This is a genomic window from Streptosporangium heterodermiicola (genome assembly GCF_051390675.1).
In the GTDB taxonomy this organism is placed as follows: Bacteria; Actinomycetota; Actinomycetes; order Streptosporangiales; family Streptosporangiaceae; genus Streptosporangium.
In genome coordinates, this window is record NZ_JBPJSR010000042.1 from 15,312 (window position 1) to 38,356 (window position 23,045).

10 protein-coding genes are annotated in these 23,045 nt (G+C 72.5%); 1 reads left to right on the forward strand and 9 read right to left on the reverse strand.

Annotation, left to right across the window (positions count from 1 at the left end):
* Positions 1 to 17 precede the first annotated feature (17 nt).
* On the forward strand, positions 18 to 2,495 hold the full coding sequence (locus ACSC1Q_RS41450; protein WP_436764230.1) for a PEP/pyruvate-binding domain-containing protein: 2,478 nt from the start codon (positions 18 to 20) through the stop codon (positions 2,493 to 2,495).
* A gap of 215 nt (positions 2,496 to 2,710) precedes the next feature.
* Here the strand turns inward: ACSC1Q_RS41450 and ACSC1Q_RS41455 are convergent, their stop codons facing one another.
* The 9 genes from ACSC1Q_RS41455 to ACSC1Q_RS41495 form a co-directional block, all read right to left on the reverse strand.
* Positions 2,711 to 3,685 carry a methyltransferase gene (locus ACSC1Q_RS41455; RefSeq protein ID WP_436764231.1) on the reverse strand — a complete coding sequence of 325 codons (975 nt, stop codon included), beginning with the start codon at positions 3,683 to 3,685 and terminating at the stop codon, positions 2,711 to 2,713.
* Between the two features lie 64 nt (positions 3,686 to 3,749).
* Entirely contained in the window at positions 3,750 to 4,490 is a 741-nt protein-coding gene (locus ACSC1Q_RS41460) for a thioesterase II family protein (RefSeq protein ID WP_436764232.1), read from the reverse strand.
* Entirely contained in the window at positions 4,487 to 5,533 is a 1,047-nt protein-coding gene (locus ACSC1Q_RS41465; protein ID WP_436764233.1) for a Gfo/Idh/MocA family oxidoreductase, read from the reverse strand. Before ACSC1Q_RS41465 ends, ACSC1Q_RS41460 begins: the two co-directional genes overlap by 4 nt.
* Positions 5,534 to 5,573: 40 nt before the next feature.
* Positions 5,574 to 6,638 carry a saccharopine dehydrogenase NADP-binding domain-containing protein gene (locus tag ACSC1Q_RS41470; RefSeq protein WP_436764234.1) on the reverse strand — a complete coding sequence of 355 codons (1,065 nt, stop codon included), beginning with the start codon at positions 6,636 to 6,638 and terminating at the stop codon, positions 5,574 to 5,576.
* The gene (locus tag ACSC1Q_RS41475; protein WP_436764235.1) at positions 6,635 to 12,109 is read right to left on the reverse strand and encodes a non-ribosomal peptide synthetase; all 5,475 of its coding nucleotides are present in this window, start codon (positions 12,107 to 12,109) and stop codon (positions 6,635 to 6,637) included. Before ACSC1Q_RS41475 ends, ACSC1Q_RS41470 begins: the two co-directional genes overlap by 4 nt.
* Positions 12,106 to 18,471 (reverse strand): non-ribosomal peptide synthetase, encoded by a 6,366-nt coding sequence (locus ACSC1Q_RS41480; protein ID WP_436764236.1) that lies wholly within the window; start codon positions 18,469 to 18,471, stop codon positions 12,106 to 12,108. The genes ACSC1Q_RS41475 and ACSC1Q_RS41480 overlap by 4 nt, the downstream gene beginning before the upstream one ends.
* A gap of 115 nt (positions 18,472 to 18,586) precedes the next feature.
* Positions 18,587 to 21,670, reverse strand: coding sequence for a non-ribosomal peptide synthetase (locus tag ACSC1Q_RS41485; RefSeq protein WP_436764237.1), 3,084 nt, complete (start codon positions 21,668 to 21,670; stop codon positions 18,587 to 18,589).
* A complete protein-coding gene (locus tag ACSC1Q_RS41490) occupies positions 21,667 to 22,485 on the reverse strand; it encodes a hypothetical protein (RefSeq protein ID WP_436764238.1) in 819 nt (272 codons plus the stop codon). Before ACSC1Q_RS41490 ends, ACSC1Q_RS41485 begins: the two co-directional genes overlap by 4 nt.
* A gap of 14 nt (positions 22,486 to 22,499) precedes the next feature.
* Positions 22,500 to 23,045, reverse strand: a 546-nt coding sequence (locus ACSC1Q_RS41495) for an acyl carrier protein (RefSeq protein ID WP_436764239.1), incomplete at its 5' end; no start/stop codon positions are given.

Consider the following 23,045-nt stretch of genomic DNA (forward strand, 5'->3'; position numbering starts at 1 on the left):
ACGAATGGAGATGGTCCATGAACACGCTTGCGCTGGCCGACCCTCGTACCGAACTGGCGAACGTCGGAGGCAAGGGCGAGTCGCTCGCCCGCCTGGCCCGTGCCGGGCTTCCGGTACCGCCGGGCTTCCACGTCACCACCGCCGCCTACCGCGCCTTCGTCACCCACCACGACCTGCGGGAACGGATCCTGTCCTGCGACGCGGCGGAGACCGCCGCCCTGTTCGCCGCCCACGAGGTGCCCCAGGACATCGCCGACGACATCCGGGCCGCCTACCACGAGCTGGGCGACGAGCCCGCGGTGGCCGTACGGTCGTCGGCGACCGCGGAGGACCTGCCCGGGATGTCGTTCGCCGGGCAGCAGGACACCTACCTCAACATCCGCGGCGCCGAGCGGGTGCTGGACGCGGTCAGGCGCTGCTGGGCCTCGCTGTGGACCGAGCGGGCCATCGCCTACCGCGAGCGCAACGGCGTCCCCCACGACGAGGTGGCCCTCGCCGTCGTCGTCCAGGAGCTCGTGCCCGCCGACGCGGCGGGCGTGATGTTCACCGAGGACCGCGACCACCTGAGCATCAACGCCGCGTGGGGCCTGGGCGAGGCGATCGTCGGCGGGCTGGTCACGCCCGACACGATCACGCTCGACCGCGCCGACCACTCGGTCGTCGAGGAGCACATCGCGGCCAAGACCGTGATGACCGTCCGCGTGCCCGAGGGCACCCGCGAGGTGCCGGTGCCGGAGACCGGCCGCGACCTGCCAGTGCTGTCGCGGGCGCAGGCCGTGCGGCTCGCCGAGCTGGGCATGACGATCGAGGAGCTGTACGGCCACGCCGTGGACGTCGAGTGGGCCATCCACGAGGGCCGGCCGTACATCCTGCAGGCCAGGCCCATCACCGGGCAGCGCGAGGTGTGGAACGACTCGCTCAAGGGCGACTACCTGTGGACCAACGGCAACCTGGGCGAGGCGATCCCCAGCGTGATGACGCCGTGCACCTGGTCGCTCGTGCAGGCGTTCATCGACGAGATCATGGTCGCCGGGCACCTCGGCGGCCACCCCCAGTGCGGCAACATCGGCGGCCGGGTCTACATGAACATGAGCCTGACCGCCTCCCTCGGCAGGGCCCTGGGCATGACCAAGAAGATCAGGGACACCCAGGAGCCGGTGTACGGGCGGCTGCCGGAGGGGGTCGAGACGCCGCTGCTGCCGATGTCGCGCTGGCAGACCCTCAAGGCGGCCAAGCCGCTCCTGGGGGGCCGCCGCGCCATCCAGCAGCTGGTGGGCCATATCCCCGAGTACATCGCGTCCGCCCCCCGGACCACCGAGGCGATCCGCGCCAGGATCGCCGGGACCGCCACCGGCGCCGACCTCGCCGCGCTGTGGGAGAGCGAGGTGGAGCCGAGGTTCCGCGAGTGCAACCGCATGCTCGCCGCCGCCGCCCGCCAGGACGCCGGCTCGCTCATCTACCTCGGCTCGCAGCTGACCAAGCTCGTCGGGGAGGCCGACGCCGCCGTGCTGATGTCCGGCATCCAGGCCGCGGACGGCCGGCTGGAGAGCCTCGGCCCGCTGCTCGGCCTGGCGCGCCTCAAGCGCGGCGAGATCTCCCGCGAGGAGTACGTCCGCAGGTACGGCCACCGGGGCCCGGACGAGTTCGAGGTCTCCGTGGCCCGGCCGGTGGAGGACCCGGCCTGGCTCGACAGGCAGATCGCCGGGCTCACGGTCGACCCGGCCGAGCTGCTGACCCGCCAGGACGAGGCGAGCGACGACGCGTGGCGCAGGTTCCGCGAGCGGTACCCGAGGCAGGCGGAGAAGTTCCGCCGCAAGATCGACCGCTGGGAGGAGATCGTCCGCGCCCGCGAGGAGACCCGCTCGGAGATGATGCGCGGCTTCTGGATGGTGCGCGACTTCGTCGTGCGGGCCGGCGAGGTGACCGGGCACGGCGACGACCTGTTCTTCCTGACGATCGGGGAGGTCCTGGACGTGCTGCGCGGCACGCGCAGGCCGCTCTCGCAGGTGGCCAAGCGCCGGACGACCTACGAGCTGTACAGGGCGCTCCCGCCGTACCCGGGCATCATCCGGGGCAGGTTCGACCCCGAGCGGTGGGCGGCCGACCCGAACCGGCGCGGCGACGTGTTCGACGCCGGCGCGACGGCGGCGCCGCCCTCGCGGACCATCAGCGGCTTCCCCGGCGCGGCGGGCGTGGTCGAGGGCGTCGCCCGGGTGATCACCTCCGTGGCGGACGGCGACCGGCTCGCGGAGGGCGAGATCCTGGTGACGACCGTGACCAACGTGGGCTGGACGCTCCTGTTCCCGCGTGCCGCCGCGGTGGTCACCGACGTCGGCGCGCCGCTGTCGCACGCGGCCATCGTGGCGCGCGAGCTGGGCATCCCGGCCGTCGTCGGCACCAGGAACGCCACCATGCTGATCCGGGACGGCGACCTGATCCGGGTCGACGGCGGCCAGGGCAGCGTCGAGGTCGTCCGGGTGCCCGCGGTGGTCTGACCCGCGCCGAGAAGCCGAAGGCCGCGGTCCCGACAGGACCGCGGCCTTTCGCTTCTCTTGCCGTTCCGAGGGATCTGCCTGTTCTGAGGGATCTGCTGTTTCGAGGGGTCAGCCTGTTCTGAGGGATCTGCCTGTTCTGAGGGGTCTGCCTGTTCTGAGGGGTCAGCCTGTTCTGAGGGATCTGCTGTTTCGAGGGATCGGCCTGTTTCGAGGGATCAGCGGGTCGCGGTGAGCATCCGCATCCCGAGGGGGAGGTCGACCAGCTTGCCGGGGAGCAGGTCCGCGCTCTCCAGCAGCGTCCGGTACTCCTCCTCGGTCCGCTCCCGCCCGCCGGTCATCACCATCATGTGCAGGTCGTAGGCGAGCGGCAGGTGGGTGTCCGCGGAGACGACGCGTTCGATGACCAGCAGTTCCGCCCCCGGCGCCATCGCCCCGGCGCAGTTGCGCAGCAGCCGGACGCACCGGTCGTCGTCCCAGTCGTGCAGGATCCGGGAGAGCAGGTAGACGTCCCCGCCCTCCGGGACGGACTCGAACAGGTCGCCGCCGACCAGCTCGCACCTGTCCAGCACCTCCATCCGTTCCAGGTGCGCGGGCGCGTTCGCGACGACCTCGGGCACGTCGAACAGGATGCCCCGGGCCTGCGGGTGGTCCCGCAGGACGGTACCGAGCAGGGCGCCGGTGCCGCCCGCCAGGTCCACCACGGTCCTGGCGCCGGAGAAGTCGTGCGCCAGGGGGACCTCGCGGAAGAACGCGGCGCCGGCCGCCATCCCGGCGTTGAAGACGGAGGCCCTGCCGGGGGCGCCCGTCAGGTGCGCGAAGACCGGCTCGCCGAAGACGTGCTCGAAGGCCGTCTCACCGGTGCGCAGGGTGTGCTGCAGCCCCTGCCACGCGGCGCCGAAGTAGTCCTCGCCGTAGAGGGTGACGAGCGGGCCCAGCCTGTCGCGGCCCAGCATGGCGCCCATCGGGGTGAGGCCGTACCTGCCGTCCTCGTCGGCGTCGGCCAGGCCGACCCCCGCGAGCAGGCGGAGCAGCCGGCCGAGCGAGCCGGGGTGCGCGCCGACCCTCTCCGCGATCTCGCAGGGGTACAGGCGGCGCCCCGCGAGCGTGTCGGCGACGCCGAGCCGGACGGCGGCGAAGGTCGCCTCCGCCACCCATCCGCCGGTGAGGATCCTCATGAGCTCGTGTTCCATCGTCGAATACCTCCAGCGTGGGGGGCCCGCGGCCATGGCCGCGGGGAGGAAGTCGAGGCGTTCCTTACGGTGTGGAGGGCCAGGCCATGGAGACGGCACGGAGCACGTGGGCGACCACTTCTGTTCGTCGTGGCACGAGGTAGAAGTGGTCGCCGTCCAGCACCTGGGTGGCGAACCGGTCGCCGGTCAGCTCGCTCCACCGCGCGGCCTGTTCCGGGGTCACCTCGGGATCGCGGTCGCCGAGGATCGCGGTGACGGGACAGCGCAGCGGGCCGCCGGGGCGGTGCCGGTAGGTCTCGTCGGCCCGGTAGTCGTTGCGGACCACCGGCAGCGTCAGCTCTCTGATCACCGGGTCCGCGAGGTGCTCCTCCGCCACGCCGCCGAGGCGTACCAGGTCGGAGACGAGGTCGTCGTCGGTGGTGTGGGCCTCGCCGGGCCGGTGGTCGTGCGGCGCGTGCCGGCCGGAGGCGAACAGGTGCGTCACGCCCCGGCCGCGCGCCTCCAGCTCGCGCGCCACCTCGTAGGCGATGAGGGCTCCCATGCTGTGCCCGAACAGCGCGACCGGCCGGTCGAGGAGGGGTGCCATCGCGTCGGTGACGAGCTTGGCGATGTGGTGGGCGTCGTCGATCAGCGGGTCGGCGCGCCGGTCGGCGCGTCCCGGGTACTGCACGGCCCGCACCTCGACGGCCGGGGGCAGGGTGTGGTGCCAGGAGCGGTAGAAGTTCGCGGAACCGCCGGCGTGCGGGAAGCAGAACAGCCGCAGTCCCGACCGTGGCCTGGGTTGGTAGCAGTGGAACCAGCTCATGAGATCTCCGCTGCGGAAAGGGGGCGGGGTGCGGCCTGGACCAGCAGCTCGGGGCGGCCGAGCGCGGCGGTGGCGTCCAGCCAGAGGCGGCTGAGCGTCAGGTAGTACTGGCCCTGCCGCAGCGGGCCGGCGCCTTCCCCGGCGACCCCCTCCGCGGCCTGGCGCAGGTCGGTCAGCGCACGTCGGACGCCACTCGGCCACAATGATCCGACGATTTCCTGAAATGTCGGTGCCTGTGCTGGTCCGAGGAGCGTGGCGCTCGGCAGGCGGAGGTGGTCCTCCTCAAGGTCGAATCGGTCGTCGGCGTCGCGGCCGACGTACATGCGGGGGCTCCACACGATCGGCCCGTGCGTGTTGACCAGCGTGAGGTTGCCGCCCTCCGTGCCCAGCGTGACGCGGTGCAGCAGGTGCAGGTGGGCGTCGGGGTCGTTGGGGGCGATCTGGTTCTGCACCCGCAGGGTGAGCGGCACCCCGCCGATCGTGCCGGTGAGGCAGCTGAACGGCGTCCCCCGCGCCACCGGGCCGAACGCCCACGGCCGCAGCCCGCCCAGCGCCCGGCCGAGGATGTCGAACAGGGCGTACGCGACGTGGACGCTGCAGGCGGCGTCGACGTAGAGGGGCTTCTGCAGCTCGCACAACCGGCGGGCGGCCTCGACGAACCGGCGTACCGGGTCCAGGTGCACGTAGAGCGTGTTCACGTGGTGGACCACCGACGCGGCCCGCGCGGCGCGCAGGCACCGGGCCAGCTCGTCCGCGTGCAGCGGGTGTTCCTGGAGCACGTGGACGCCACGCGCCAGGAGCGCCCCGGCCAGCTCGCTGCCCTCTCCTCCGACGACCCCGGAGCGTACGACGACGCAGGCCAGGTCGGCCAGTTCGGGCACCTGGTCGGGGTCGGTGAGCAGCGGCACGCCGTACGCCCTGGCGTATCCGGCGGACCTGGCGCTCCCCCGGGCCAGGATGCCCGTCAGCTCGAACGGCCCGTCCTCCAGGGCCGACAGGTAGATCTGGCCGAACCCCGTCCCGCAGACCACGACCCGCTTCACAACGCGCCCTCCTCTTCCGTCCCGCGGACCACGACCCGCCTCACAGCGCGCCCTCCTCGAACGCGGGCGCGGCCAGGTCGATCCTCGGGATGTCGTCGGAGAGCTCGATCTTGGCCACCGGTTCCAGGTCGGCCAGCACCCTGGCCGGGTCGAGCACCTCGTCGGCGTGGTGGAGCCCGGCCTCGACGTCACCGCGCAGCACGGCCTCCGTCGCGTGCGCCACGACCGCCGCGGTGAGCTCGTAGGAGTCGTCCGCCCGCAGCGCCATCGTGCGGGTGCCGCCGGGGCCGCTGAGCTGGAAGAGCAGGACGTAGTAAGGGGTGCGCCCGGCCAGTTCGAGCTCGGCGACGCGTATCAGGTCGGCCGGCGAGACCGCCGCGCTCATCGCGGCCATCACGCGGTCACCGGTGATGACGTTGTACCAGCGCGCCTCCTCCAGCCCCAGCTCCCCGGCCACCCGCGCCGCCTCGGTGCCGAGGAAGGGGTAGGCGGTGACCGGCCCGTGGAAGTAGGGCAGCTCGACGCCGTACGCCGGGGACAGCGCCCGCGAGACCGTGGCGCCGCCGCGCCAGGCGGCCAGCGCCTCGCCGTGGTCTCCCCGGCCGCTCAGCAGGACGTCCCCGGCGGCGGCGGGGGTGAGCCGGTCGAGGCCGCCGGTGTACACGTCGAGCCGGTGCGGGCCCGCTCCGGCAAACCGCGCGAGGTGGCGCGGCAGCAGCCCGGTGAGGCCGGGCAGCATCCCGGCGGAGAGCACCGCCGTGGCCCCGGCCGTGCCCGTGCCCGCGAGCCCCGCGAACGCCGGGCCGTCACCCGCCGCGTCCACGTAGTCGGCCCCGGCGAGGAACGCGGCGCGCGCCACCCGGTCGAGCAGCAGGTAGGAGGGTCCCGCGCAGTTGACCACGACCGTGCAGCCCCGGCAGAACCTGGCCAGGGCGGCCTCGTCGTAGGCGTCCACCTCCCAGGCCTCGCCGCGCCCGCCCAGCTCCTCGCCGACGAACCGGCGGGCCGCCTCCACGTCGCGCCCGCCGACGCGGACGCCGTGACCGGCGAGCAGCCGCGCCGCCGCGCCGCCGACCGCGCCGTACCCCCCGACGATCCCGATCACGCCGAGCCTCCGGTGATCAGCCGCGCCACGCCGGGGGCGCGCTCCTGGTCGAGGCAGCTGAAGTGGTCGCCGGCCACGTCGATGACGGTGAGCCGGCCCAGGCAGAGTTCCCGCCAGAATTCGGTCATGTCGTCCTGGAGGGTCGGCACGACGTTGGTGACGCCGCGCTGGCGCAGGAACGTGATGTCCCCGGCGTAGGGCTCGGGGTCGTAGTGGGTGACGGCCGCGAAGCTCTGCCTGAACACCCGGTAGGCGGGTTCCACCCGCTCGGGCGGCTGCCCGAGCTCTCGGGCGAGGGCGGCGAGCCGTTCCGGGTGCGGGGGCAGGGCGAGCGCGGCGAAGCGGCGGCCGATCTCCGCGAGCCCGGGGTCGGGATCGTCCGCGAGCGCGGCCAAGCTCCCCTCGCGCACCTCCCCCGGCGAGCCTTCCTGTACGGCGTGCAGCGCCCTGGCCAGGTCCCCGCCGGGATAGCCGAGCCGGACCGGGTCGACGCCGCACGCCTGGGCGAAGCCGTACTCCAGCATGAGCTCGTCGGTGATCCGGTAGGGGAAGCGCGAGCTGCTGATGACGGTGAGGTCCTCGACGACCGCGCCGCTCTCGGTGAGCTGGCGGGCGAGCTCGGTGGCGATCAGCCCGCCCATGCAGTAGCCGACGATCCGCGCGCGCGTCACGCCCTCCTTGAGCAGGAGCCGCGCGTAGGATCCGGCCAGCGTCTCGGCCGCCGTGTCGGGGTCCAGCTCCAGATAGCGTTCGGCGTCGTCGATCGCGAGGCCGAACAGCGGCGTGCCCGCGAGTTCGGCGGTGAGGGCCCGGTAGGGGGTGAGGGTCCCGGTGCCGTCGTGGACCAGCACGCGGGCCGTCCCCTCGCCCTCCGACAGGCGCACCAGCGAGCTGGTGTGCGTGCGGGTGAGCCCGTGGTCGCGGTCCTCGCGCGCCTGGCGGAGGTGGGCGGCCAGCGCCGCGACGGTCGGCTGGTTGACCAGCTGGCGGACGAGGCTGTCCCAGTAGAAGTTGCCCGCCTCCGGCAGCTCCTCGCGGACCCGCCCGGCGAGCCGGGTGACCAGCAGGGAGTCGCCGCCCAGCGCGAAGAAGTCCTGGTCGCGGCCGACGCGCGGGAGGCCGAGCAGCTCCGCCCAGAGCGCCGCGAGCCGCCGTTCCAGGTCGTCGCGCGGTTCCTCGCCCTCGGGTGCCGCCTCCCCTGCGGCTCGTGGGAGCAGGGTGGCCAGCGTGGTCCTGTCGATCTTGCCGTTCTCGGTGAGCGGCAGCTCGTCGACCACCTGGATGTGGGACGGGATCATGTAGTCGGGCAGCCGTTCGGCCAGGAACGCCCGCAGCTCGGCGAGGTCGACGTGCTCGCGGTCGGCGGGGAAGCGGGCGGCGACGACGCACTGGCCCAGCGGCGCCAGCGGGTCTGCGGGCTCGGGCAGGCAGGCCAGGGTCTCCGCCCCGGCCCCGGCCAGCAGGTCGATCCACTCCTCGCGGGTGATGAACGTGCGGTCGCGCCCGCGCCGCACGTCGTCGTAGTCGCGCGGGCTCATCAGGAACTCCATCGAGCTCATGATCTGCACGTGCTCCCGGGTGGTCTCGATGAACACCAGCCAGCCGCCCGGCACGAGCAGCTCGCGGAACCTGTCCAGGACCACGCCCGCGTCGTGGGCGTTGTGCAGGACGTTGGCGCAGAGGATGACCTCGAAGGAGTTGGGCTCGTAGCCCTGGTCGCGGTAGTCCGCGTTGATGTCGAACAGGCCGTAGCGCACCCAGGGGTGGTCGGCGAACCGTTCGGCCGCCCGGGTGAGGAAGAACCTGGACAGGTCGGTGAAGAGGTAGTCGACCCGGTGACCGGCCAGTTCGGGGATGAGCTCGGCGCTGGTGCCGCCCACGCCCGCCCCCGCCTCCAGCACGCGCAGCGGCCCGGCGGTGTGCTCCTCCGCCACCCGGCCGATCACGGCCCGGACGACGCGGTTGACGTAGCGGCTGAGGACGTTGTCCTTGTACGCCCCCTCGGCCGTCTCCACCCCCGCCTCGGGGAAGAGCAGGTCGCGCGCGTCGAGCTCGCCGCGCATCAGCTCGGGCAGGTGCGTGGTGCTGACGCGCAGGAACCCGATCAGCTCGGCGCCGTAGTCGAGCCCGTCCGCCAGCTCGCCGACCCGGCGCCAGAGCGCGTCCAGGTCGGCGCCGGTACGCAGGTTCCGGTACCGGCCCGCCGCGTCGAGGTCGAGCAGGCCGTGCTCGCACAGCGCGGTGAGCCAGCGGCGGACCAGCCGGTGGTGGTCGGGCTTGACGCGCGCGACCTCCAGGATCTCGGCCACCTCGTGCCCGTCGTGCCTGTTGTGCCCGTCGTGCCTGTCGTCCTCGTCGTGCCTGTCGTGTTCGTCGTGCCTGTCGTGCTCGTCGTCCTCGTGGGCGAACAGGCCCGAGGCGCGCAGCGCGGCCGCCATCGACGCGAGGGCGATCTCGTCGAGCGTCTCGGCCACCGCGATCACCCGTGGCAGGTCGACACCGGCAGTCGCCGCGTCCGCCGCCTCCTTCGCCGCCGCGCCGACGTCCGGTATCGCGTCCTCCCGCTGCTCGGGGGTGGCCTGCTTGGGAGCGGCCTGCTTGGGAGCGGCCTGCGCGAAGGCGATCAGCCGCCGGTCGAGACCGCGGTCACCGTCGACGATCACGGTGCCCGCGGCGACGGCCGGGTGGGACTGCAGGTGGGCCTCGACCTCGGCGAGCTCGATGCGGTGGCCCCGGATCTTGACCTGGGAGTCCTCCCTGCCGAGGAACTCGATGTTCCCGTCGGGCCGGTACCGGCCCAGGTCGCCGGTGCGGTAGAGGCGCTCGCCGCGATGGTGGACGAACCGCTCGGCCGTCCTGGCCTCGTCGCCGAGATAGCCCAGCGCCACGCCCGCGCCGCCGATGTACAGCTCCCCGGGCACCCAGTCGGGGCTCGGCCGCATGCTCGCGTCGTAGACGTGGAAGCCCTGGTTGGCGAGCGGCCTGCCGTACGGGACGCTGGGCCAGCCGGGCAGGTCCTCGCCGATGGGGTGATAGATCGACCAGATCGCGGCCTCGGTCGCCCCGCCCAGGCCGACCAGCTCCAGGCCGGGCAGCCGCCGCCGGATCCGGCCGGGCAGCGCCACCGGGATCCAGTCGCCGGAGAGCAGGGCGAGCCGCAGCGCGGGCAGCTCCACCTGCGGTTCCGCGTCGAGATAGTGCTCCAGCATCTGCAGCTGCGCGGGCACCGAGTTCCAGACCGTGATCCCGTGCTCGGCGACGAGCGCGGCCCAGTGGGAGGGATCTCCCCTGCGCAGCGCGTCGGGCAGCACGAGGGCGGCGCCGGTGGCGAGGGGGCCGAAGATGTCGTAGACCGACAGGTCGAAGCCGAGGTTCGCCAGGCCGAGCACCCGGTCCTCCGCGCCGATACCGAAACGGGCGCTGATGTCGTCGACGGTGTTGCGCGCCGCCCGGTGGCTGATCACCACGCCCTTGGGCGTCCCGGTCGAACCGGAGGTGTAGATGACGTAGGCGGGCTCGTCCGGATCCCGCCCGACCGCCGGGCCCGGGGGCGCGGGCGGCAGGGTGTCGACCGCGATCCAGCCGTCCTCGGCCCGCCAGGACTGGGTGAGCACCAGGCGCGCCGAGGCGTCGGCGAGGATGCGGTCGCGCCTGCCCGGCGGCTGGCCGGTGTCGACCGGGAGGTACACGCCACCGGCCAGCAGCGTGCCCAGCACCGCCACGACCTGCTCGACGCCCTTGTCCATCACCACGGCGACGATCTCGCCCGGCGCGTGCCCCGCCTCGCGCAACGCCCGCGAGACCCCCGACGCCCGTGCCAGCAGCTCGCCGTAGGTCAGCGAACGGTCGCCGACGACGGCGGTCCGTTCGGGGGTGCGCCCGGCCTGGGCCACGACCTCGTCGTGCAGCAGGCCGTACGGGAGCGGCGCGACGGTGTCGTTGACGTGGTCGCGGCGGCGCGTCTGGATGCCGGGCAGCTCGACGGGGGACGCGGACGCCCACGCCTCCTCCCCGGTCAGGCGGCCGAGGAGGCCGGTGAACGCGGCGAACATGTCGTCCACGAGGCCGTCGGGGAACACTCCCTCGCGGACGTCCCAGTTGACCAGCAGCGCTCCGCCGTACTCCTTGACCTGGCAGTCGATCCACACCTGGGGTGTCTGGCTGATGCCGTACACCGGCATGCCGCGCTCGGCCTCGTCCTGGCCGATGCCGATGGCGCTGGTGAACACCACGGGCATCAGGGCGGCGGCCCTGCCCCGCTTGCGGGCCAGCTCGCGGATCACCTCCATGCCGCCGCAGCGGCGGTGTTCCAGGTCGGTGAAGAGCTGCTCGCCGATGACGGCGGCGCGGGCGGCGAACGGGGCGTCCGGCGCGGTGTCGACGGCGAGGAGGTCGAGCGAGGTGAAGTCGCCCACTACCTCGTCGATCTGCGGATGCAGCGGCGGCCGGTCGAGCAGCGTCAGGTTGAGCGTGAACCGGGGCCTGCGGCTCCACCGTCCGACGACCTCGGCGTAGGCGGCCAGCACGGCCTGCGAGGGGGTGACGCCCGCCGCGCTCGCACGGGTGCGGAGGCGCGCCCATTCGCCCGGCTCCAGCGTGGCCTCCCAGCGGGTGAACCTGGCGCCCGCGTCCTGGCCGAGCGCGGGCAGCTCGGGGGCGGGGGGCAGGTCGTCGATCCTGGCCCACCAGTAGGCGCGGTCCCGGTCGTACCGGCTGCTCTCGCGCTGGGAGCGCAGGCCGAGCACGCAGTCGCGGAAGCTCAGCGGCACCGGCGGCAGGACGGCCTCCGGGTCGTCGAGCAACAGGTGCAGCTCGGCGAGGAGCAGCTGGATGCTGACGTAGTCGGCGATGAGCAGGTCGATCGAGGCGTGCAGCAGCGCCGCGCCGTCGGTGTGGGTGATCCGCAGCTCGAACAGCGGCCAGGCGCCCGGCGGGTAGACCTTGTGCGCCATCTCCTCGCGGATCGCGGCGAGGCCCTCCTCGGGGTCGGCACCGCGAAGGTCGGCCACCTGGACGTCGTAGCCGGGGACCTCCGCCTGGACGTTCTGGTGACCGTCCGGATGGATCACGGCGCGGAGCATGTCGTGGCGGCCGATCAGGGTCCGCCAGGCGGCCTGGACGCGGTCCGCGTCGAGCTCGTCGAAGGCGACCTCGACGTAGCCGTGGCAGGCGACGCCGCCGTAGCCGAACGCGTCGTTGCGTCCGACCAGGTACGCCTGCTGGACGTCGGTGAGCGGGAAGGGGTCCAGGCGCCGTTCCGGCTCCGGCCGCACGGTCTCCGACGCGGTCTCGCGGCGCAGCTGCTCGATGATCTCCGGTTTGGCGCTCAGCAGGGCCGCGCGCCGGTCCTCGGTCAACGCCCCCTTGGGGGCGCGGAACCTGAGCCGTCCCTCCTCCTCCCACAATCTGATCCCCGCCGACTCCATGTCGGCGATCAGTCCGCGTACGGCGGGTGCCTGGGCCTGGGTCACAGCTCGCCCTCTTCCGTGTCATGGTCGTCGTCGATGGACAGGGCGCAGTCCGCGATGGTGGGGGCGGCGAAGAAGTGCCGCAGGGTCACCTCCACGCCGAGCCGCCGCCTGGCGACCTCCGCGAAGCGGGTGGCGAGCAGCGAGTCGCCTCCCAGGGTGAAGAAGCCCTGGTTGCGGCCCGGTAGCGGGATCTCCAGGAGCTCCGCCCAGATCTCGGCGAGCCGCTGTTCCGTTCCCGGCCGTGGCGGATCGTCGTCGGGCGGGGGTTCGAGGGTGGTCGTGAGGGCGGATCTGTCGATCTTTCCGTTGGGGGTGAGAGGGAGCCGTTCGAGAGGGGTGATGGTGGGCGGGATCGCGTGGGCGGGGAGCCGGTCGGTCAGGAAGGCGCGGACCTGGTCGGGGTCGGCGTCTGCCGGGGTGACGAACGCCGCCAGACGACGCTGACGGCGCTCCCCTACCGCGACGGCGACCGCGCGGGTCACCGACGGGCAGGCTTCCAGAGCGGCTTCGACCTCGCCGAGCTCCAGCCGGTGGCCGCGGATCTTCACCTGGTGGTCGGCGCGGCCCAGGAACTCCAGGGTTCCATCAGCCCAGTACCGGCCCAGGTCGCCGGTTCGGTACCAGCGCTGCCCGGCGTAGTGCACGAACTTCGCCGCCGTCGTCGCCTCGTCGCCTCGGTAGCCCAGGGCCACCCCGGCGCCGCCGATCCACAACTCCCCGGCCACCCAGTCAGGGCAGTCACGGCCCCGGCCGTCGACCACCCGGAACTTCTGGTTACGCAACGGGAACCCATAGGGCACCGACGTCCAGTGCGCCGGGACGTGGGCCACCTCCCACACGTTCGACCAGATCGCCGCCTCCGTCGCACCACCCAACGCCACCAACCGACACCGGCCACCACTGCCGGTCGCCAACCGGGCCTGCAGGTCCAATCCGACCCAGTCACCCGACACCAGCGCCACCCGCAACCGCGGCGGGACCCGGTCCACGACCGAGAGCAGCATCTCCAGCAGCGTCGGGACGCTGTTCCAGATCGTCACCCCGTGCGTGACGCACAACCGCGCCCACCGCTGGGCATCCCTGCGCTCGTCCTCCCCGACCAGCACCACCGCGCCACCGACCGACAACAACCCGAACACGTCGTACACCGACAGGTCGAAGTCCAGCGCCGAGACCGCCAAAACCCGGTCCCCGCAGCCCACCCCCAGCCGCTCGTTGACATCCACCACCGTGTTCAACGCCGCCCGATGCGACACCTCCACACCCTTGGGCACCCCCGTCGAACCCGACGTGAAGATCACATAAGCCGTTTCGTCTGGTGACACCCCCACCGGGGCTGTCAATCGCTCACCGGACCGCGCTTCCGCCAGCGTCTCCTCGGTCAGCACCCGCGCCACCCCGGCGCGGGACAGGATCGACTCCCGGCGAGCGGCAGGCTGATCCACCCCCACCGGCACATACACACCTCCGGCCGCCAGCACGCCGAGCACCGCGACCACCTGATCCACACCCTTGGGAACCACCACCCCCACCGCCTCACCCGGCACCACACCCCAGCCCCGCAACAACCCCGCGACCCCCAACGCCCGATCCGCCAGCTCCCCGTACGTGACCGTGACGGCGTCGGAGATCAGGGCGGGCAGGTGCGGCTCGGTGGCGGCGCGGGCGAAGAACGCCTCGTGCAGGGTGCCGTCCGGTACGGGACCGGCGGTGTCGTTGGCCCGGCGGCGGACGAGTTCCTGCTCCATCGGCAGGCCGACCGGGGCCGGAGCCGACCAGTCGCCCTCCGACAGCCACTCCAGCAGGTTCAGGTGCGTGTCGAACATCGCGTCCAGCACGCCCGGCGCGAACAGTTCCTCCACCGCGTCCCAGCGGACGAGCAGCTCACCGTCGACCTCCGCCACCTGGTAGTCCAGCCAGACCTGCGGGGTCTGCGACACCCCCCAGACCTGCTCGGCGAAGGAGGGCCCGAGCGTGCCGCCGTCGGTGACGCCGAGCATGCTGGTGAACACCACGGGCATGGTCATCTCGATCGAGTCGGCCCGTCTGGCAAGCTCGCGCATCACCCACACGGCCGAGACCTCGCCGTGCTCCAGGCCGCGCCAGACCTCCTCCTGCAGCCGGCGCGTGCCCTCCAGCCAGCCGGATCCCGACCGGTAGCCGACGAGCATCAGCGAGGTGAAGTCGCCGAGGACGCGGTGGATGTCGGGGTGCACCTCGCGCCGGTCGAACAGCGTGAGGTTGAGCGTCAGCTCCGGCTGGGCGCTCCAGGTGGAGAGGATCTCGCCGAAGGCGGCCGCCAGCACCGTGGAGACGGTCAGGTCGTGCTTCCTGGCCAGTTCGGAGACGCGGCCCCAGCGTTCGGCGTCCATCCTGACCTCGCGGCGGACGAACCGAGGCCGGTCGATCATGGCCGGGTCGACGCGCAGCGGCAGCCGGGGCGCGGGGGGCAGCGCGGGCAGGCGCCCGCCCCAGTACTCCCTGGCCGCTTCGAAGATCGCGGGATCGGGGGTCATCCCGAGCACGTAGTCGCGGAACGACACCTCCAGCGGCGGGAGCACGGTGGCGGGGTCGTGGTAGAGGAGGTCGAGCTCGGCGAAGAAGGCCATCGTGCTCAACGCGTCCATGATGATGTTGTCGAAGCCGATCCCCAGCCGGACACGGCCCTCGTGCCGCGCGGCCCGCGCGTCGAACAGCGGCCAGGTGGCCGGGTCGAACACCTGGTGCGACATCCGCTCGCGCAGCTGCTCGGCGCTGTCGACCATGGTGATCGTGAAGCGCGGCACCTCGGGCAGGACGCGCTGGAACCCCTCCTCGTCGAAGACGGCGCGCAGCATCTCGTGCCGTTCGATCAGCAGGTTCCACGCGGCCTGCAGCCGGTCGAGGTCGATGTCGCCCTCGAACTCGGTGTAGAAGTGGCAGCCGACGCCGCCGAGCGTGAAGTGCTCGGCGCGGCCGAGCCAGTAGGCGCGCTGCACCTCCGTCGGCGGGAACGGGTCGTGGCGGTGTTCGAGGTCGGCGCCCAGCACCCTGGTGGGTACGAGCGTCTCGTCCAGGGTGAGGGTCGCGGCGAAGTCGGCGAGTTCCGGCGTGTCGAACAGCAGGGTCAGCCTGGCGTCGGTGACGCCCGCCGACCGCAGCCGCGAGATCATGCGGGTGGCGAGCAGCGAGTCGCCGCCGAGGGCGAAGAAGTTGTCCGCGCGGTGCACCTTGGGCAGGTCGAGCAGGTCGGCCCAGATCTCGCCGAGCAGGATCTCGGCCGCGCCCGTGGGCGGCTCGCCCACCTCGACCGCCGAGATGTCCTCCACGAGGGAGACGAGGGCGGATCTGTCGATCTTTCCGTTGGGGGTGAGAGGGAGCCGTTCGAGAGGGGTGATGGTGGGCGGGATCGCGTGGGCGGGGAGCCGGTCGGTCAGGAAGGCGCGGACCTGGTCGGGGTCGGCGTCTGCCGGGGTGACGAACGCCGCCAGACGACGCTGACGGCGCTCCCCTACCGCGACGGCGACCGCGCGGGTCACCGACGGGCAGGCTTCCAGAGCGGCTTCGACCTCGCCGAGCTCCAGCCGGTGGCCGCGGATCTTCACCTGATGGTCGGCCCGGCCCAGGAACTCCAGGGTTCCATCAGCCCAGTACCGGCCCAGGTCCCCGGTTCGGTACCAGCGCTGCCCGGCGTAGTGCACGAACTTCGCCGCCGTCGTCGCCTCGTCGCCTCGGTAGCCCAGGGCCACCCCGGCGCCGCCGATCCACAACTCCCCGGCCACCCAGTCAGGGCAGTCACGGCCCCGGCCGTCGACCACCCGGAACTTCTGGTTACGCAACGGGAACCCATAGGGCACCGACGTCCAGTGCGCCGGGACGTGGGCCACCTCCCACACGTTCGACCAGATCGCCGCCTCCGTCGCACCACCCAACGCCACCAACCGACACCGGCCGCCACTGCCGGTCGCCAACCGAGCCTGCAGGTCCAGGCCCACCCAGTCACCCGACACCAGCGCCACCCGCAACCGCGGTGGGACCCGGTCCACGACCGAGAGCAGCATCTCCAGCAGCGTCGGGACGCTGTTCCAGATCGTCACCCCGTGCGTGACGCACAACCGCGCCCACCGCTGGGCATCCCTGCGCTCGTCCTCCCCGACCAGCACCACCGCGCCACCGACCGACAACAACCCGAACACGTCGTACACCGACAGGTCGAAGTCCAGCGCCGAGACCGCCAAAACCCGGTCCCCGCAACCCACTCCCAGCCGCTCGTTGACATCCACCACCGTGTTCAACGCCGCCCGATGCGACACCTCCACACCCTTGGGCACCCCCGTCGAACCCGACGTGAAGATCACATAAGCCGTTTCGTCTGGTGACACCCCCACCGGAGCCGCCAACCGGTTCTCCGGCGACGCCTGCGCCAGCGTCTCCCCGGTCAGCACCCGCGCCACCCCGGCGCGGGACAGGATCGACTCCCGGCGAGCGGCAGGCTGATCCACCCCCACCGGCACATACACACCACCCGCCGCCAGCACCCCCAGCACCGCGACCACCTGATCCACACCCTTGGGAACCACCACCCCCACCGCCTCACCCGGCACCACACCCCAGCCCCGCAACAACCCCGCGACCCCCAACGCCCGATCCGCCAGCTCCCCGTAGGTCACGGGGTTCCCGTCCGAGATCAGCGCGGTGCGCTCGGGCTCGTGCCCGGCCCAGGAGAAGAAGCCCGTGTGCAGCAGGCTCTCGGGCAGCGGCCCGGCCGTGTCGTTGACCCGCTCGCGGACGAACTCCTGCTCCATCGGCAGGCCGACCGGGGCCGGGGCCGACCAGTCGCCCTCCGACAGCCACTCCAGCAGCCGGCCGTACGCGTCGAACATCGCGTCCAGCACGCCCGGCGCGAACAGTTCCTCCACCGCGTCCCACGCCAGGTGGAGCCCGTGCTCGTACTCGTTGATCTGGTTGTCCAGCCAGACCTGCGGCGTCTGGGTGATCGTCCACCCCGGCTCGCCGAACGCCTCGCGGACCGCGGGGACGATCAGCTCGGTGCCCAGGTTGCAGGCGAAGACGACCGGCGCTCCCGTGTGCTCCCCGTCGCGGGCGAGGTCGCGGAGCACCTCGACGCCGGAGTAGCCGGTGTGCCGGGCGTCGGCGCGGAACCTGGCCTGCAGCGTCCTGGCGCGCTCCGCGAACGGCAGCTCCTCGGACAGGTCGGCGGCCAGCAGGATCAGGTTGGTGAAGTCGGCCACCATGCCGGCCACGTCGGGGTGGACGGTCTCGTCGCGGTCGAACAGCGGCACGTTGACGAGGAACCGCGGCTCGCCGCTCCAGGCGGCGAGGACCTCGCAGTAGGCGGCGGCGAGCACCATGGCCGGGGTGAGCCCGTGCGCGCGGGCCTGTTCCCTGACCCGCTGCCACGCGGTGAGGGAGAGCCACCTCTCGCGCCGGACGAACCGGGGCCGCGCGACCTGGCCGGGGTCGAGCGCGAGCGGCAGCTGCGGCGCGCCGGGCAGGTCGGGCAGGCGGCCGAGCCAGTACTCCCGGTCCCTGGCGTGCTCCCGGGAGCGTTCCGCGTCGCGCGCCGCGAGGTATCGGGGGAACGAGCAGGCCAGGGGCGCGGGCGGGTTCCCGGGGTCCAGGTAGAGACGTGCCAGGTCCTTCATCAGGATCTGGAGGCCGAGCACGTCGGCGACGAGGAAGTCCACGTCGAAGTGGACCCTGGAGCGGGCGTCCGGCAGCAGCGACAGCTGGACGTCGAACACCTCGCCGCGGGAGGCGTCGAACCGGCGGTGCGACAGCCGGTCCCGCACCTGCCCGGCGGCGTCCTCGCCGAGCTCCGACAGGTCGTGCACGGTCAGGCCCGGCCACGGGCTGGTGTCCATGATCTGCTGCGTGCCGTCGTCGTGGAAGATCGCGCGCAGCATCCCGTGCCGGTCGATCAGGGCGCGCACGGCCCGTTCCAGCCTCGCCGGGTCGACGCCGAAGCCGTCGAACTCAAGGTAGGCGTGACAGCCGACGCCCCCGATGACCTGGCCGTCCGCGCGGCCGATCCAGTACGCCAGCTGCACGGGGGTGAGCGGGAACGGGGCCGTCTCGTCCACGCTCCGCACCCGTTCGGCCGGGACGGCGGCCGCCGACAGCCGCGAGCCGACCAGTGCCCACCAGGCGGTGAGCGTGAGCTCCTGCGCCAGCTCGGCGAAGACGATACGGGCTCCCGCGCGCCGCCAGCGCCCGGCCAGCCGCATCGCCCGGAGCGAGTCCAGGCCCAGACCGACCAGGTCGTCGTCGTCGCCGACCTCGGAGGGGGTGATGCCGAGCTGGTCTGCGATGTCCGCCCGCATCGACTCCATCGTCAACGCGGCGACCGCGGTTTCTTCCATCACAACGAGAGCCCAATCTTCGTGTCGTGTCTGACGGGTCCGGCCGGCTCGCACGGCTGGTGCGGCTCGGCCGGCTCCGCGTCTGATGAGCGCGGCCGGCTCGCGTTCGGTGAGGTCAGCCGGTGGTGCTCGCGTGCAGCCTGCGGGCCAGGCCCGCGGGTGTCGGCTCCTCGAAGACGTCCTTGAGCTTGAGCCGGATCTGCGTCGCCCGCTTGACCTCCTGGAGGAGCTTGACGGCGAGCAGCGAGTGCCCGCCCAGGGCGAAGAAGTTGCTGTCCGGGCCCAGGTCGGTACGGTTCAGCATCGCCTTCCACAGCAGGACCAGCGAGTCGGTCAGCTCGTCGCCGCTGCTCACCGCGAGGTCGGCCTCCTCGGGGCCGGACGCGACGCCGCGCAGCTCGGTGGCGAGCTTGCGCAGCGCCGGGTAGTCCACCTTGTCGTTGCCGGTCATCGGGAAGGAGTCCAGGACGAAGTACTCCTGCGGTGTCGCCGAGTAGGGGAGCGACGCGCTGGCGTGCTCCCACAGTTCCGAGGTCACCTTGGGGTTCCCGGGGGCCGTCACGAACGCCCACAGGACCGCGTCGGCGCTGGGGTCGCCGACGACCACGACCGCCGCCGCCCGGACCTCCGGGTGGGTGAGCAGCACGCCCTCGACCTCGGCGAGCTCGATCCGGTTGCCGCGCAGCTTGATCTGGCGGTCGAGCCTGCCGAGGATCTCCAGCCTGCCGTCCCTGGTCCACTGGGCCAGGTCGCCGGTGCGGTAGAAACGTCCGTACCAGGCGTGCGTGCCGAACCGCTCCGAGGTCAGCTCGGGGCGGTCGTGGTAGCCGACGGCCAGCCCGTCGCCCGCGATGCACAGCTCACCGCGGGTCCCGACCGGCAGCGGGCGGCCGTGGGGGTCGGCCACGTACACCTTCGTGTTCGCGATCGGCACGCCCACGTCGACGCGGTCGGCGGCGGGGTCGATCCGTCCGGCGGTGGACCAGATCGTGGTCTCGGTCGGGCCGTACACGTTGTAGAGCTCGCACCCGGTCACGGTGAGCTGCCTGGCCAGTACGGCGGGCATCGGCTCGCCGCCGCACAGCACGCGGCGCCCGGCCAGCAGCCCGGAGACCTGGTCGATGACCAGCCGCCAGGTGGTCGGCGTGGCCTGGACGATGGAGACGTCGTGGCGGAGCAGCGCCTCGGCGAGCGGCTCGCCCTGCGTTCGGGCGTCGTCGGGCGCGACGGCGAGCCGCGCGCCCGTCGTCAGGGGCAGGAACAGCTCCAGGGCGGAGATGTCGAAGCTGAACGTGGTCAGCCACAGCACGGTGTCGTCGTCGTCCACCGTCAGCTGGTGCGCGAAGTGCGCGATCAGGTTGGCGAGGGCGCGGTGGTCGATCAGCGTTCCCTTGGGCAGCCCGGTGGAGCCGCTGGTGTAGATCAGGTACGCGCGGTCTCCCGGCGCGACGGGGCTGGACGGCAGCACCTTCCCGGTCACCGGCTTCACCGACTCGACCGCGACGAGGGGCAGCACGGTACGGTCGCCGGGCACCACGATCCCCTCACCGGCGAGGACCACCGCGGCGCCGGAGTCGCCGAGCTGGTAGTCGAGGCGCTGCTCGGGGTGGTCGGGTTCGAGCGGCAGGTAGGCCGCCCCGGCGAGCCACACGCCGATCGCCGAGGCGGCCAGCTCGGGGCCGCGCCGCGCGAGCAGCGCGACGACGTCGCCCGAGCCGACCCCGGCCGCCACCAGCCGGTCGCGGGTGGCCTCGGCGGCGGCCCACAGCCGGCGGATGCCGACGCTGCGGTCGCCGTCGAGGACCGCGGCGGTGTCCTCGGCGGGAGCGCTCGACACCCGATTGGCGATCATCTCCAGCACGGTCGCGGGCGTCACGGTACGTTCCGTGGCGTTCGCCATCTCGATGGCCGCCCGGTCCTGGTAGCACCAGACGGGCGCCTCGCCGAGCGGCCTGTCGGGCTGTTCCGCCAGCGTGACGAGCATCTCGTCGAAGCGGGCCAGCAGCAGCTCCACGTCGGCCCGGTCGAGCACGTCCACGCAGAACGCAGTCCTGATCTTGATCGCCTCAGGGGTGGAGGTGACAAAGAACTCCAGGTCGAACTTGCTGTAGCCGTTCTCGACGACCACCTGCTCGGCCCGCATGCCGTCCAGGACGAACTCGGCGCCGATGTCGGCCGGGATGTAGTTGAAGGTGTGGCGGAAGAGGTTGTTGCGCCAGCCGTCGCGCGAGACGAGCTCCATCATGTCGTCGACGGGATAGTCGGCGTGCGCCATCGCCTCCATGAACGTGCGGCGCGTCAGGCGCGCGTACGTGCGGAAGCTCTGCGTCCAGTCGACCCGCGTACGCAGGGTGAGGACGTTGATGTGGTAGCCGATGGCCAGGCCGGCCTCGGGCGGGCGGACGCTGACGGGCGAGCCGATGGTGAGATCGGGGCCCGCGCCGTGGGCGGCGAGCAGCACGCCGTACGCCGCCAGGAGGATGACCGACTCCGGCGCGCGCAGCTCGCGCTGCATCTGCCTGGCCGCCTTGCGGGCGGCGGGAGAGAGCTCCCAGTTGATGATGTCGCCCGCGAGCGTGGTCTCGGAGGCCTCCGGCTTCTCGCACCACAGGTCCAGCTCGGCGGCGCTGAACCCGGCCAGCTTGTCGCGCCAGAAGCCCGCGCTGCGCGGGTCGGCGGCCGGCTCCTCCCAGGCCGGGACGACCGTGGACTCGGGCACGCCTCCCGCCGCGAGGGTGTTGTAGAGCGCGACGAGCTCGTTCAGCAGCAGCGCCGCGGACAGCCCGTCGAAGACCGCGTGGTGGACCGCCAGGCAGTAGAGCTCGCCCTCCGCCTCCTCGATGACCGCCGCCCGCACCAGCGGCTCGCCCTCGGGCTGGAACGGGCGGGCGAGGAACCCCGTCAGCCACTGCCGTGAGGCCCCGTCACCGCCCTCCTCGATCCGCAGGTCGATCTCCTCGACCGGCAGGACCTGCCGCGTCATCCCCTCGGCCTCGACGCGGAAGACCGTCCGCAGGATCTCGTGGCGGTGCAGCAGGCGGTTGATCGCCTCCAGGACGAGAGGGCGCCGCAGTCTTCCCGCCACGCCGAAGGCCACGCTCAGGTTGTTCACCCCGGTCCCGGGGACGAGCTCTTCGAGCATCCACAGCGCCTGCTCCTTGCGTGTGGCCCGCTCACCCAGCATCTGCTTCATGGTCATCTCTCCAGTACCTTGGTAACGGCCCGGGCGACCTCGTCGGATCTGAAAAGCTCCGCGTGGCTCTCCTCGAACCTGAGTTCCTCGGCCACCAGCGGGCCGGCGGTGTCGCGCAGCCTGTTCAGCCCGTTGTGCGAGGTGGACGAGCTCACCGCGACGGCCCGCAGCCAGTTGCCCCACGGGTCGAACCGGTCGGCCAGGCTCATGTAGGACAGGAAGGCGCTGAACGTGCCGAGCATCTCCTCGGCGTACTCCCCGTCGAGCCCCACCCTTTCGAAGGCGTTGTGGGCGACCTGGCTGAAGGTGTCGTAGAGCTGCTCGGCGTAGCGCTCGATCGTGATCCCCTCCTGCTGGACCAGCCGGTCCATCGCCTCCCGGGTCACGGCGACGTCCTCCAGCGTGAGGATCGAGGAGAGGATGTCGAAGACCTTGCCGAACTGGAAGTAGATGTTCTCCAGGGTGATGGGCTCCGGATCGAAGATGACGAGCGCGGGCGCCCGCTCCTGCACCTCGGCGAGCCTGGCGACGAGCTCCCCCGCGTAGACGGCGCCCACGCAGTAGCCCATGACCGCGCTGACGGTCCGGCCACTCGCCATGATCGACGTGAGCCACGAGCCGAGGTAGCCCGGCCCGTCGACGCCCGAGCCGGGCGTCAGCCCCGGTGGGACGACGTGCCAGAAGGTCGCGTCGAGGTCCATCCGGGCGACCAGGTCGGAGAAGCCGGCCTCGGCGCGGCCGGTTCCCGTGAAGTCGACGCAGAGGACGAGATCTGCCGAGTCGGATTCTTTGAGCGTCGTCCAGCTGGTTACCAGATTCATGATCACTTCCTTGGCTAGGAACCCCCGCCTTCGAGGGCGAGTTGAATCAGGAGGTCGGCGTCCATGGTGTCGATCGCCTCGGCCTCGGTCGGGTTGTTCGCGTCGCGGTCCTCGAGGCGGGCCAGGCGGAACAGGCTGTCCAGCAGCCCGGCCTCTCGCAGCCGTGAGATGGGGATGGTCGTCAGGAACTGGCGCACCTCGGCGTCGCTGTGCGCCGGGGTCGCCTCGGCGGCGGCCACGGCCGGGAAGAGCTGCTCCAGGACGAACTGGGTCAGCGCGCCGGGGTTCGGGTAGTCGAAGATGAGCGTGGCCGGGAGCCGCAGCCCGGTCGCCGCGTTGAGCTGGTTGCGCAGCTCGACCGCGGTGAGGGAGTCGAAGCCGAGCTCCTGGAACTGGCGTCGCGGCTCGATCGCCGACCCGTCGGCGAACCCGAGCACCGCCGCCACCCGGTCCGCGACGAGATCGGCCAGCGTGGCGTGCAGCTGCTCCGGGTCCATCGTGGCCAGGCGCTCCGACAGGGGCTGCGCGGGGTGCGTACGGCGGGACTGCGGGCGGGTCCT